Below are 13,985 nucleotides of genomic sequence, written 5' to 3'. Positions count from 1 at the left end.
TGCTCTTGCAACCTCACTAGCTTTCCCTAACGGAACGATCTGCACCGAAAGGCAAAAAATGGACGCTCCGCCACAGAGCCACCTTGCTGGGGCGACTCGATTGAACCTAGAATTGTTAGCCGAAGCTAAGTTTTACCTGCCTGGCGACACCTCTGCCTGAACGAAGGCCTTGGAGTCGTTTTTTTTGCCCTCACCAAAAGTTAGCCGAAGCTAACTTTTGGCCTTCTCATCCGATGAATGACCGAGCACTGCCATGGGACTGACCTCTTGCGACCCTGCTGCGATTGATCCTGGCCAACGGTTTGGCCCCGCTGCGGGACGGCGCGGATTCACGCTGATTGAGCTACTGGTGGTGATTGCCATCATCGGCATTCTGGTTGGGCTGTTGCTACCGGCAGTTCAAGCGGCTCGCGAAGCCGCCCGGCGGACGCAGTGCAGCAATCGCATCAAGCAGATTTCGCTGGCCAGCCACAATTACCACACCGCATTCAAGCAGTTTGCTCCGGGCTATGTGTCCTATCGCACGCGGAACGGCGCGGGGCCGGGCTATGCACAGATTGATCCAGTCACCTGGGATGCGGCTCCCGGCTGGGGCTGGGCTTCTGCGATCCTGCCCTACATGGAAGCTCAGCCACTGTTTGAACAGATTCGGTTTGATCAATCGATTTGGTCGGATCAAAACGCCGATGCGGTGGCAACGACACTGCCCAGCTATCTCTGTCCCAGTTCAACCGGCGGCGATGGCCCCTTCACAGTGCGCGACGAAAACGGCGCTGAATTGATGATTGGCAATCGAGCGCTGCGACTTGGACGCAGCCATTACGTTGCCAGTCATGGCCAAGAAAGCTGCTGGGGCGAGTGTGGTTCCGCAGCAACGGGCGAGGTCTTCACGGACATCTATCGGGGGACAACAAAGATCGTCTCCATTGACGGCGATGCTTCACAGGTCGCCGATGGTCCCTTCTTTCGCAATTCGAACACACGTGCTCGCGATTGCCTGGATGGCTTAAGCAACACCATCTTCTTCGGTGAACACAGTTCGTTCCTGAGCGAAAAGACTTGGGTCGGTGTGGTTCCCGGCGCCTTTACGTTCCCTCGATTCACTTCACCGGAGAACGGCCCCGATGCGGCGGCGACACTGACGTTGGTTCATGCGGGACCCTCTGGCGGCGAGCTAGACATCACTGGAACACCGATCATTCACCCAATTAACTTTCCGACTTATCACGTTGGCCAAATGTATTCACAGCACTCCGGCGGAGGCTATGTCGGGTTTGGTGATGGTTCGGTTCGCTTTGTCACCGAATTCATTGACTTAATGGTGTGGGCGGAACTGAGCAGCATGGCCGAACACGAGACCATCGACTGGGAAAAGTTATGAATCGAGATCCTTCCCAAGCAACGGTTGGCTGGAAACTGTCCATCGGCGCTGCGGTGTTGTTGGTTGCCGGGTGGTGGTTTTGGCCACGCCAAGAGGTACAGCTAGACGACAACTCATGGAACCTTGCGGTTGCCTTGTATTCAGCCTGCAATCGCCAGAATGAGAAACAGCTCCAGGCCGTCGCTAAACTTTGGCAAGAACAGCTTGACTTGACGCCGGATGGCTCTGCTTCGCTGGAGTCATTGCAGCAAATCATTGAAACTGCCGAGGCAGGCCAATGGCGTGAAGCGACTCGGCGATGCCATGAATTGATGCAAGCGCAACGCCCATCGACCTGAGCAGCCTGATCATCCACTTCGTTTGCAACGAACTGCGTTTGTTTCAGCGGAGCGGCTGGCATCCGATGCCCTGGCCAGCGTCACGCACTACGGTATGGCGATACCAAGATGCTTCTCTAGAAACTCAAAGGTCTGGACACCATTGATTTGATGGGGGCCGACAAACCATTCAATTTCACAGCGGTCTTCAAGTCCCAGTCTCGCTTGGTAGAGGTTTCTGACTTTGGCAAATTCATACGCCACCGTTTCGTCGGGCGCAACACCATCAAAGTGCCCCCGTTCGACCATGAACGGACGCGGTGCAATCAAGGCGGCCATCTCGGCGTAATTGAACGTGTTGCCAAGATTAAACTCAAAGATCTCGTATTCGCCTTTGTTGGCATAGCTGTAGCGCAGCGAAGCAGGATCGGTCGCAGCGTTCTTCCAAATCCATTCGTTAAAGTCAGCCGAACAGATCGACAAGCAATAACGTGGCACCAGCGGAGGGATCCGCATCGCAGATTTGCCTCCGTAGCTAAGACCATAAAAGGCGATTTTCCGATCATCGACGAATGGCAACTCCGCCAACCAATCTGTGATCTGACGATGCTGAGGCACGATGACCGAAAATAGCGTTCGGCCAATCGAATTGCTTTTGAACTGCATCAAACGAAAGCGATCCTGTTTGATGTAGAAGTTCTGCGGCGCAAAGGTGACAAAGCCTCGTTCTGCCAACCGAGTTGCAAATGCCGCGTAAGCTTTGAACTTGGATTCACCGATCACATCTTGCGGGCGTCCCTCTAAACCGTGTTGGCAAACGATCACCGGTCGTTTCTCTGTCCCCTCCATCGACAGGTCCTTTGGCAAAGTCAAAATCCCATACGCGATGACACCGGGAAAGACATCCAACGTGACTTCGTAGCTCACCGTCAGCGGTCCTTCTTGATACTTTCGCGAGCGTGCATTGGCGGGCAACAACTTGTCGTCAAACTGACCGATGACTTGCTCAGCAAACTCGCGGCGAAGTGGCTCGCAGGCGTCGGCATACGCATCGATCGAGGATGTATCCAGGGCTTTCATGCGTGCTTGCCGAATGCGCCGCGAATCGTTCAAGGCCCATTGATTGTGCCGCCTCAATTGCTCGACCAACCGCTCTTGGTAGGGACGCAATTGCAGCGATTGTCGCAGCGTTTGATCACTGGCATTCACCACGGCATTGGGATCAATCGTTGCCGCGACACCGGACAGATTCAGCCATGCCTGCAGCGTCTCGGATGACAACGGCGACGGGCGATGAATCAGCTCGATCGCGTCACGGTTTGCGATTCGCTGCGCCTCATCGTTCACCGCTTGAGCGTCGAACTGCGGTAACTTTCCGGGCTTGCCCGGCAAACCAGCAGGCGTTGTCAGGATTTGAATCTCGCCATCTTCGTCCAATCGATAGCCGAATGTGGGACCTGGGCAATGCTCGATGAACGCCCCACGGTTCCCCAGCAACGAAACGATTTCCGCATCACCAAACTCGTTCAACAACCCGAACACCGAGCGTTCGGCAGGTTCAGTCCACAACGAATCTCGCGGCCCAAAGTAGCCACTGATCAAGGTTCCAGCGACCCGCTGGTCAACGGCCCCAACATACATCGCCAGCCGCCCACCTTCGCCCCAGCCACCGAGCAAGCACTTGCCAGATCCGGTGGCGGGCAGTCGTTGCAAACAGCCGATGGCGGCGCGAACTTGATGCATTTCATATGTTGTCAGAGTCCGTCCCAGTTCCCAGGCAGGACGATGCAACCATTCTCGTTCGGTCAAGCGATACCTGTTGATCGAACGATCGACAAGCAGCGGGATCAGCACGCGGCAACCCGCGTTTGCCAACGCCCAGGCCGGTCCGCCATTAGACGGTTCGTTGCCCGCGGCAACCACAAACTCTAACGGATCCTGGTCTGCGTCCGGGATCAGAATCACATTGGCAACCGGAGTCTTCGCCGGTTGCAGCAACAACCCGAATCCCTGCACGCCGGCAAATGCCGACCAACTGACTTTGGTCAGGCAAACGCCGATGATCTCGGTGGGCGCCGCGGCGATGCCTCCCAACCGCGAAAACTGACCATTGTCCACCCATTGGTCGCGATGCAAGCCCAACTGGTTTCCAAAACGAGTTCGTCGGTCACCGGAAGATTGTGCATCGGGACGGGAACGATTTCGTTTGGACTGGTCAATCTTTTGTTGCAAAAACTGATCCACACCATCCAGGATGACATCCGCAAAATCATGCTCCCCCAGCAATGGCTGGGTTCCCGGTAGCGGCTGGCGATCACGGGAGGGCTTTAGCACCGGCCAAGGCGGCACTGGCTGATCAGGTGGCACTGGCTGAGCAGAAAGTTCGCAACTAAGAAACACACTCAAGGCTAGCGTCAGCAAACCGCTAATCGCGGTGCAAAGAAAATTCGGGGACATGAGACAAACCAACGAGACGCGGTGAACAGCAACATTCGCAGGTCTCCCATCATATCGTAAACGCAAGCTTAACGCGTTCGCGAGCGGGGCTTACCTGGAATGACTGGCTTTTGTCTGTTACGCGTCCACGCCGAACTCAAACACGCTTCGATAGGCGTTGGCGTTTTCGAAATACTCCAACAGTTTTCCATAAAAGGGATTGCTACCCAAGGTCGCGCTATCACCAATCACGATCAGTTTCCGCCGCGCTCTGGTCAAGGCAACGTTGGTGCGTCTGGTGTCGGCCAGGAACCCGATCTCGCCTCGATCATTGCTGCGGGTGAACGTAATGATTACCGCTTCCTTCTCGCGGCCTTGGAAACCGTCCACGGTATCCACTTCGATGTCTCGCATCGAGGAGTTCCGGCGCAACCAACGAACCTGAGCTGCATAAGGCGCGATCACGGCGATCTGATCACGTTGCATCCCGGCGGTGATCAACTCGTTGACAAAGTCGACGACCAGCTTGCCTTCGCCGGGGTTGAATTTGCTTTGCCCATCCTGTTCCATGCGTTCGTTCATGTTGGCGCCTGCGGTATCAACGAACATCATGGCCTCCTGTGTGATCGGCAGGGATTCAACACCTGCCAATTGATCCAAGCGATGTTCGGCAACACTGGCATCGGCGATCAAGCTGCCATCATAGAACTCATCGGAAGAAAACCGCATGATGGGTTCATTCATTCGATACTGGACTGTCAAGCGACGAAAGATGTCTTGGCCTTCGCGTTCGATCAAGCGATGCATCATCGAATCACGCATGCCTTCCTTGGCGGCCTGATCGGACAAGACAGTTGGCGGCAGCTGGCAATGATCGCCAGCCATGACAACTTTGTCGGCCCTTAAGATGGCTTGCCAGACGCCGCCTTCGGTGCACTGGCAGGCCTCGTCGATGACAACCATGTCAAAATCGATGTTCCCCAACAGATCATCGTCAATGGTTGTCGTGGTGCAGATCACATCGGCAGCTTCTAAAACACCGCGCACCACCCGCCGTTCCAGGTTGCGAATCTGACCGCGCAAGTCACCCGCGGTGGCGTACAGCAGACCGCGTCTTCGCTTGCCATCACGACCACGATGGGGCCTCGCTGCTGACCGCAGGATCTCAGCGAGTTCACGGCGCATGTCCTTCAACACATCAGAGGTTGGATCTTGGTCGACCCGTTCATCCAATGTGTGTCCACGCAATGATTCAAACACGCGGGCTGGGTGGCCAACGCGAACCACCGACGGTGTGAGTGGGACCAGGCGTTCAAGCAAATTGTCAACGGCGGTGTTGCTTGGCGCGCACGCCAGCACGAGCTGACCTTGCTGGACCGCTTGATGAATCACCTCTGCCAGCGTGGTGGTTTTACCGGTTCCCGGTGGTCCATGCAAAATTGCCAGATCTGGCTGTGAAAGCGCAAATGCCACCGCATCTTGTTGTGGCTGATTCAGATGCTTGGCTGGTGAGAGCGGCTTTGGCTCTACATAGCGGATCGCTTTGCCAGCCTGAATCATCTCGCGCAGTTGCTTGGTTCGTCCTTTGGCCATCCGCGCCGACGCCATTGCGGCCAACTGACGGCGGCGAGTGGTTTCGTCGGGGGACAGATCCAAGCGGTAGCGCATTGCCTCGGGCCAGCGTTCGCAGGCGACCTGAATGGACTCACCTTTGCGGCGACTGACGACACCGGGGATGCCTTGATCGGCAACGTTGCTGGCATCACTGATGACGACCGGCGACCCGACCTTCAGCCGATTCATGGGCAGTCGACTCCCATCGGCTTTACTGAACGTGATCAGCATGCGACCGGCAAGGCCGGTTCCATGGTCACTGATCTGCAGCCCCAGAATGGCTTCACCGGTGCGTTCGGCATCCTGTTGACGCGACAGCTGCCGGCGCTGAGCCATCCGTTCGCGCTCCGCTTCGCCCTCCAGTTCAAGCCAGCGCGCGAGCACGTCAAAGTAGTCGTCAACAGAAAGATCGTCTAATGATTGGCTAGAGAACGCCATAAAGAGCTTTCACCGAACAGCTCTCTAAGAAAGAAAGCTAAGAATAAAAGTAGGGGCGGCAGGACTCGAACCCGCGACAAAGGGATTATGAGTCCCCTGCTCTAACCGACTGAGCTACGCCCCCTTTTGAAAAACGCATCTGCATTGAAAGCCAAGTGGTGTCATCAGAGCAAACTTGGCCGCTTGAGCTGCCTGCGAGACGTTTGCCCCACAGGCCAGGTTCGGACCAATGATCGGCAAACCCTTCCCAGCAGCGGCTCCAAAACCGTCCAACAGGACTTGACTTTCAGGCCAAAAGCCTAATGTCTGGGGCCCAAAAATCCAAGCTCTGCCACCCGTTTGATCGACAATTGCTAGCAATATTCACCTGGTTTTTTTCGCTGATTCTGTGGTTTGATCGGGAGAATTCAGTAAACGCAGGTTCCATTGCAGTTGTTAAGTTGTCAGGCTGAACCCGTTGGATTTCTCTCTCAATGTGGATACATTGCATTGATGGATGCTACAAAACGAACCCTGCCGACCATTCGTCAGTTGCCCGCAAATCTGATCAATCAAATCGCCGCTGGCGAGGTGATTGAGCGGCCATCATCGGTGGTCAAAGAACTGATGGAAAACAGCGTCGATTCTGGCGCGACTCGAATCGAAGTTTCCATCGTCGGTGGCGGAACGGAACTGATCCGCATCAGCGACAACGGTTGCGGCATGACCGCCGAGCAATTGCCGCTGGCCTTGGCCAGCCACGCGACCAGCAAGCTGCCCACCGACGAGGCGCTTTTTCATGTCGCGACGCTGGGGTTTCGTGGTGAAGCGCTGGCGTCGATCGGCAGCGTTTCCCAGATGACGATTCGCAGTCGTGTCGCAGACGCCGATGCTGGCAACGAGATCCTTGTGCGCGGTGGCGTGATTGAACCCGCCGCACCCTGCGGCTGTCCGGTGGGCACGGTAATGGAAGTCCGTAACCTGTTCTTCAACACCCCCGTCCGTCATCGCTTTTTGAAGACTGCCCAAACGGAAAAGGGGCACATCGTTGAAGCCTTCACGCGGATTGCGTTGGCGAATCCACACATCCACTTCGTCCTGAGCAACAACGACAAACCCTTGCATGATCTCCCGGCCACCGAGCGCTGGGCTGATCGTATCGCGGCCTTCTTTGGTGATGAGATCGCTGAGTCTCTGATCGCCATCAATAACGATGATGGCCAAATCAAAATTCGCGGCTATGTTTGCGACCCCAGTGTCAGTCGTGGCAACTCTCGGATGCAGTACTTGTTCTTAAACGGACGACACATTCGCGATCGCGCGTTGCAGCACGCACTGGGCGAATCCTATCGCGGACTGCTAATGGTAGGCCGACACCCGGTTAGCTTCTTGCGCATGAACATGCCGCCGGAGATGATCGACGTCAATGTTCACCCAACCAAGCTAGAAGTTCGCTTCACCGACGGTGGACGCGTCTATGGGCGCCTGCTGCAAACCCTGCGTCACCAATTTCTGACCTCTGACCTCACGCACAGTGTTGGGCGGACCGACAACAGCCAAGCAACGCCCCCTGGCCCCACCACCGCGCAGCCCCATTCAGTGGCCATGATGGGCCAAGCCACCAGCGATCAAACAGCGACCGAACAAGCGCATCGACAATCCGTGATCCAATGGGCAAGGGGCAACGAGTCGAGCAGCGACAATGTGTTTGTTTCCCCCCAGGGCAGTGGATCAAATGGCGGTGGATCACAGGAAGCCACGGCCTGGGCCGCCAGCCAACTTGGTGGTGTCCCCGAGTTCCAAGCCTTCCCCGGCGGATCAACACTCTCACCCCCTGGCAATCAAGCCGCAGGGATCGGCCAGCTGGATCCCAATTCCGACTCTCTGCAACCCGTCGGTGACAACACCGCGCTGGCCGCTGGGCAAGGTCCGATGTCGGCCCCTGGCGACGCTGCCCCCTGGCAGTCTCCCACCACCTGCTATTTGGGTTTCCAAGTCCACAACCGCTACCTTGTCACTCAAGACGAAACCGGCATGGTCGTGATTGATCAACACGCCTTGCATGAGCGCGTGCTCTATGAACGCGTCAAGAAACGGGTCCTGGAAAGCGGACAAGCCCTGGAGTCCCAAGGGCTGCTGGTTCCCGAACCGGTCTCGCTGACGCCGGCCGAACGGGCCACGGTCATGGAGCATCAGAAAACCTTGGCCGAGATTGGACTGCAAATCGACGAGTTCGGTGGCGACACGATCGTGATCCACTCTTACCCGGCGATGCTGAAAAACGTCTCACCGACGGACATGCTCCGCACGATCCTAGACTCCGTGCTCGGCGGTGGCGAGAAACCCGAGCCGATCGTCTTGCTAGACCATTTATTGTCCACGATCGCCTGCAAGGCCGCAGTCAAAGCGGGCGACCCGCTGAATTCTGAAGAGATCGCTACACTATTAGAACAGCGTGATCTTTATCAAGACACGCACCACTGCCCGCACGGGCGCCCCACCGCGCTGTTCTTCAGCCGCGATGAACTGGATCGCATGTTTGGACGTCTAGGCCCGCGTGGAAAGCCGAGAGCCAGATGAATCGAGCGCGGAATTTTGCCACGGGCGACCAATTCCTACGTTCGTTCCGCGCGGTCTCGCTCATTCCAGGGCTCTCTAATTCCGATGTATAATTGAATCATTCATCGGAGAGCATCCGATTGGCACCGCCGGCAGCAAGGGAACGTACGGAATCGCTATGCAGCAAGAGCCGACCATTATTTTATCGGGAACCGACCCCGACCTGCCCAGAAAGGTACCGCCAAACATCGAGCGTTACACGGGCTTGCGTGAGATCGCCCGCGGTGGCAACGGCATTTTGCGCGCTGGCTTTGACCCCGTGACGGGTCGCAATGTAGCCATCAAAACGCTGCACTTTGAAAAACGCGGCGACAATAACGAGCGGCGACGTCTGTTGCGAGAAGCTCGTGTGACCGCTCAACTGCAGCATCCCAACACCGTACCGGTTTACGATATCGGAACGGATTTGATGCATGGCATCTTTTTCACCATGAAATTGATCTCCGGTGAAAACCTGTTTCAAATCCTCCGACGCATCGCAGCCGGTGACAAACAGACCACCGCGCACTATCACGTTCATCGCCGCGTGGAAAGCCTCATCGGCACCTGTCAAGCGCTCGCCTACGCGCACTCGCGCGGTGTGATCCACCGTGATGTGAAACCCGAAAACATCTGGGTTGGCAACTTTAACGAGGTCTACTTGCTGGACTGGGGAACTGCCAAAGTCTGGGGTGCGATCGATGACCAGACCCTGCAGCGCTATGATGCCAGCAAACTCAAGGCAAAAGAGAACGATCAATTGCAAACGCTGACCGGCGGAGGCCAACGTCCCGGCACGCCGCTGTACATGTCGCCTGAACAGATCCAAGGCACACGAGCCATCGACGAACGCTCTGACATCTTCAGCGCTGGCGTCTGCTTGTATGAACTGCTGGCGATTCGGGAACCGTTTCGCGGTGCCAATGTTGACGAGACGTTCCACAATATCATCTCCTGTTCGGTGCCTCCGCCCAGTGAGCGTTCTCCGGATCGGAAGATTCCTCCGCTAGCCGATGAAATCGTCATGCGGGCGATTGAAAAGAGGCCCGGTGACCGCTTTCAAGCCATGACGGAAATGGTTCAGTCACTCCGCGAGCTATTGCCGCTTTTGGACCAAGGTTAAACAACATCGATGTGCGGAATTACTGGAGCGGTATGGCAGAGCGATTCGCTGGCCATTTCCGACCAAACCTTAGAAAAGATGACCGCCGCGATCACCCATCGTGGGCCAGATGATCTGGGAACTTGGATTCGACGTGATCAAGTCGATGGACAGGGCCGCCGCTTTGGCACTGCGTTTGGCTTTCGACGCCTGTCCATCATTGACCTGCAAGGCGCCGCCCAACCAATGGGCAACGAAGACGGACGCGTGCAAGCGGTCTTCAACGGCGAGATCTACAACTACAAATCGCTCCGCTTGCGACTCGAGGGTAGCGGGCACCGCTTTGCTACCGATGGCGATGGCGAGACCATCGTGCACTTGTACGAAGATCAAGGCACGGACTGCTTTGCACATCTCAATGGCATGTTCGCGATTGCCATTTGGGATTCCGTTCGCAAACGTTTGATCTTAGCGCGCGATCGCATCGGCCAAAAACCTTTGTATTACGCGGTCACCGGCGATCGACTGGTCTTTGGAAGCGAACTGAAGACGATTGCTGCCGTTGATGGCGTCTGCAACGAGATTGATCCGGCGGCCATCGACGAATTCCTGACCTATCAATACATCCCTTATCCGGGAACGATCTGGAAAGGCGTTCGCAAGCTGCCCCCGGCACACTACGCCGTGTTCGATAAAGACGGACTCAAGGTTCAGCCGTACTGGGATTTCGACCCCAAGGCCGAACGCGTGATCGGTCGCCAGAGAGCCAGCGAGGAACTGCGCGAGCTGCTTAGTGATTCGGTCAAACTGCGGTTGCAAAGCGATGTCCCGCTGGGCTCGTTTCTTTCCGGCGGCATCGATTCGTCACTGATCACGGCACTCGCGCAACAGGCCAGCAGTCAGCCCATCCGCACCTTCAGCATCGGCTTTCCGATCGCCGACTTTGATGAAACACATTACGCCGCAGAAGTCGCCAATCATCTGGGCACCAAACACACTCGGTTCGAAGTTCAGCCCAATGCCGTTGAGATCATCGACAAGTTAGCCTGGCATTATGATGAACCCTTTGGCGATTCCTCGGCGGTTCCCACTTGGTACTTGTCCGAACTGACTCGCAGCGAAGTCACCGTGGCACTTTCCGGTGATGGCGGCGATGAATTGTTTGCCGGCTATGAACGCTACAAAGCTCTGCAACTAAGCCATCGCCTCTCGCGTCTGTTTCCACTGCATCGAATGCCTGGCATTGGCTTAGTGCAGCGTCTGCCGGACAGCAACAAGCGACGTTCAATCGTTCGTCGCGCGAAACGGTTCCTTGAAGCTCTGGGGCAACCCGAAGCAAGACGCTATCTCAACTGGCTGCAGATCTTTCCTGAATCACTGCGTGCCGACCTGTACACCGATGACTTTGTTGAACAGCTACCGGGCGAAGATCCCTTTGAATTCTTAGAAGACATGTGGCGGCGGACTCAGGGTCGCGACTTGATCACGCGAGCGTCGATTTCCGACTTGTTCACGTATCTGCCCTGTGACTTGTGCACCAAGGTCGATATCGCCTCGATGGCACATTCGCTGGAAGTTCGCCAGCCGATGCTGGACCATCGCGTGGTTGAGTTTGCCGCTTCGCTTCCGGTGGAACTCAAGTATCACAGCGGGCGTGGCAAGCAGCTGCTGCGCGATGCGCTTGGTGACTTGATTCCGGCCTCAATCTTTACGCGTCCCAAGATGGGCTTTGGCATTCCGATCGGCGCTTGGTTCCGCAAGGAACTGAAGGGCTTTGTGGAGGAAACGCTGCTGGCCGATGACGCCAAGATCACGCCCTACTTCCGCCCCGAAACCGTCCGTCGCCTGGTCAGAGAACACACCAGCATGGAAAACAATCACGGATACCGATTGTGGAACCTGTTGATGCTGGAGACCTGGCTGCGTCAGTGGAGTTAACCAGGGAATCTCGTGCGTGCAAGCACAGCACCCTGCACAAAGTACTCCGACGTGCACGCCGACTCGGTACAGGGCATTGATCCGACGGGGTTATTTTCTGCTCGCGTATCGATTGCTACCACAGTCGGAGTTGCTCTTACAACAGCTTATTCCGGAGGCGGAAAAGGGCCTCGGTTTATCGGTTTCCGCTTGATGATAGCGTCTGTCCGCAATCGCAGCGGAAGCCGGGAATGAACCACGAAGGACACGAAGAGCACAAAGGAGGAGGTCACAATCTTCCTCCCTGGACCGTCCCCGAAGGTTTCCAGTCCGGACCGAATGCCCGAACGCCGAAGGTGTTCTACCCCATAGCCCAGGGTCGCGCAGCGCACCCTGGGGACAGGCCCCACACACATCGTCTCCGAACGCCGTAGGTGTTCTACAAAGGGTCCTGGCAAGCCCATCAGAACGCAAGCAACTCCAAGGCTTCTCGCCCAAACCCTTGCACTAGAAAACTGACACCAGCGCCGCTGGCCATCCAAACGCGTCAAAACCAGACCATTTCAATCCACCGGGCCAATCAAACGCACTCTTACTGCGTCAACACACTGCCAAGCCGTCAAACGCACGGCACTTCTAACAAAGCCACCAACCCAAACACGCCTTGGACACCCAAGTATAACCAGGCAACCCATCAGGGCTCAAACTCCGTCCCCACATCAGAACTCGGTTGATGGCCTGTTAAGTCAAGTCCACTGCCTCGAATGCGAATGGAGGCAATTGCTGGAAATGGAGAACGCTAATAAGCACTTATCAACACGAATCAATTAGTGGAAATGAGTGCCTATTAGTGTTCCCGATTCGAGACGTCGAACACTCCGTCTCTTGTACGACGAGCGTGAAGCATGGGGGCAGCGTGAGCCACTGATCGAAACGGGACATTCCACCGTCCCCATTGCCCAACGCTAAAAAGGGCCTCTGCAAGCTTGCTAGTCACCAGCCACTCCCGGCCTTGATCACAGCCCTGGACGTCCCAGGGAAGTCGGCACCTGATCGGCTTCGCCCCTGCAAGTTCCATCAAGTCATCATCAGAGAGACCATCAAGAGTTTTAGCAACACACGGGACATCCCCTGGAATCGTCGACAAACCCGTTGTAGAGCGTCTTTTCAGTCTGCTGGGTGTGATACTGTTGTCTGGTCTGTGCCGCCGTTGTTGTCGCTGTCGAGGTATTCGTGGAGCAGGCGATCATTGGCATCAAATTCGTAGGTCAACGCTTGATCGACGACGGAGTCATTGCCAGCGTCACGCTGAAGGCCGACTCGGTTGCCCGTCAGGTCATAGACAAATGATTCGCTGACGTCGACCGCATCGTCCCAGTGGTTGAGAGCTTCGTCAGTCAGGCGGCCGGCAGCATCATAGGTCCAGTCATACTGTGACTGCAGGACTTCGCTCGCATCGCGAACGTTGTCTCCGTCGGTTGGCTCGCTGACTCCATCGGCATCATCGTCAAACCAGTGGGTTTCGCTCAGCGAGACACGTTTGCCATCGGGACGCACGTCGTAGTCATAAGAGGCCACGACTTGCCCGGCAGCATTGCTTTCGGTTTGCGTGTCCAGTCGCCCCAGGTTGTCATACTCGTAATCCGTTTCGACGGAACCGCTAGGAGTCACGGTGCTGTGGGTGTCCATGCGGCCCTGTCGATCGAAGCTGTACATGTTGATTCCTGCCTGGGGACAAACAGTGGCGGCCTATTTGTTCAACCCTTGCAGGGTAGGAGGACCTGATTGGCTACTGAACCAGGGTGCGCTGCGCGACCCTGGCCTTTGGTGTGGAATACCTTCGGCGTTCAGGCAACATGACTACGTTCGCAGCGTTCAATTGAGAACTGTCCACTCTTTCCATCGCGACTTCCTCCTTCGCGATCTTCGAGTCCTTCGTGGTTCATTCCCGACTTCACCACCATTGCCAGGAGACGCAATCATTAAGCGGAAACTGTTAACGAGGACACTGCCACGGCATCGATCGAATCGACGAAGGGTGTGCGCTGGCACACTGCCAATGGAACGATCGGGCGACAAACGTTCGCCGCGTCGGCTGCATAGCCTGAACTCGAAAGATTGAAACACTGCGGAACAGAGATCACGAAGGCCACTCTGCGCTATCTGCGTTTTCCTTCGTCCTGATCTGTGACAGGACGAATTG

Annotated in this window: 8 protein-coding genes and 1 tRNA gene; 5 read left to right on the top strand and 4 right to left on the bottom strand. The window is 56.2% G+C overall.

The genetic code is table 11. The features are described 5' to 3' along the window. Window positions 1-253: 253 nt before the first annotated feature. Together SV7mr_RS00390 and SV7mr_RS00385 are read left to right on the top strand one after the other, a co-directional pair. A complete protein-coding gene (locus SV7mr_RS00390; RefSeq protein ID WP_145268194.1) occupies window positions 254-1,381 on the top strand; it encodes a DUF1559 domain-containing protein in 1,128 nt (375 codons plus the stop codon). Continuing rightward, the gene (locus SV7mr_RS00385; RefSeq protein ID WP_145268192.1) at window positions 1,378-1,719 is read left to right on the top strand and encodes a hypothetical protein; all 342 of its coding nucleotides are present in this window, start codon (window positions 1,378-1,380) and stop codon (window positions 1,717-1,719) included. The genes SV7mr_RS00390 and SV7mr_RS00385 overlap by 4 nt, the downstream gene beginning before the upstream one ends. Before the next feature lie 87 nt (window positions 1,720-1,806). On the opposite strand, the gene SV7mr_RS00380 is transcribed toward SV7mr_RS00385, so the two are convergent. The 3 genes from SV7mr_RS00380 to SV7mr_RS00370 form a co-directional block, all read right to left on the bottom strand. Then, entirely contained in the window at window positions 1,807-4,155 is a 2,349-nt protein-coding gene (locus SV7mr_RS00380) for an alpha/beta hydrolase family protein (protein ID WP_145268190.1), read from the bottom strand. Between the two features lie 117 nt (window positions 4,156-4,272). Continuing rightward, on the bottom strand, window positions 4,273-6,186 hold the full coding sequence (locus SV7mr_RS00375; RefSeq protein WP_145268188.1) for an AAA domain-containing protein: 1,914 nt from the start codon (window positions 6,184-6,186) through the stop codon (window positions 4,273-4,275). A 50-nt stretch (window positions 6,187-6,236) separates the two neighbouring features. Continuing rightward, a tRNA-Ile gene (locus tag SV7mr_RS00370) sits at window positions 6,237-6,310 on the bottom strand. 368 nt (window positions 6,311-6,678) lie between these two features. On the opposite strand from SV7mr_RS00370, the gene mutL reads away from it, so the two are divergent. The 3 genes from mutL to asnB all read left to right on the top strand — a co-directional run bounded on the left by mutL (window position 6,679) and on the right by asnB (window position 11,803). Beyond that, window positions 6,679-8,745, top strand: a complete 2,067-nt coding sequence (gene mutL, locus SV7mr_RS00365) for a DNA mismatch repair endonuclease MutL (RefSeq protein ID WP_145268186.1) — start codon at window positions 6,679-6,681, stop codon at window positions 8,743-8,745. Window positions 8,746-8,902: 157 nt separating this feature from the next. Further along, a complete protein-coding gene (locus SV7mr_RS00360) occupies window positions 8,903-9,886 on the top strand; it encodes a serine/threonine protein kinase (RefSeq protein ID WP_145268184.1) in 984 nt (327 codons plus the stop codon). Between the two features lie 9 nt (window positions 9,887-9,895). After that, a complete protein-coding gene (asnB, locus tag SV7mr_RS00355; protein WP_145268182.1) occupies window positions 9,896-11,803 on the top strand; it encodes an asparagine synthase (glutamine-hydrolyzing) in 1,908 nt (635 codons plus the stop codon). A gap of 1,146 nt (window positions 11,804-12,949) precedes the next feature. Here asnB and SV7mr_RS00350 read toward each other — a convergent pair. Next, the gene (locus tag SV7mr_RS00350; RefSeq protein ID WP_145268180.1) at window positions 12,950-13,498 is read right to left on the bottom strand and encodes a hypothetical protein; all 549 of its coding nucleotides are present in this window, start codon (window positions 13,496-13,498) and stop codon (window positions 12,950-12,952) included. Window positions 13,499-13,985: the final 487 nt, after the last annotated feature.

The sequence above is a fragment of the Stieleria bergensis genome, assembly GCA_007745635.1.
Taxonomy (GTDB): domain Bacteria; phylum Planctomycetota; class Planctomycetia; order Pirellulales; family Pirellulaceae; genus Stieleria; species Stieleria bergensis.
The sequence above is the reverse complement of the archived record's forward strand: the minus strand, read 5'-3'. Positions and strand labels throughout refer to the sequence as shown.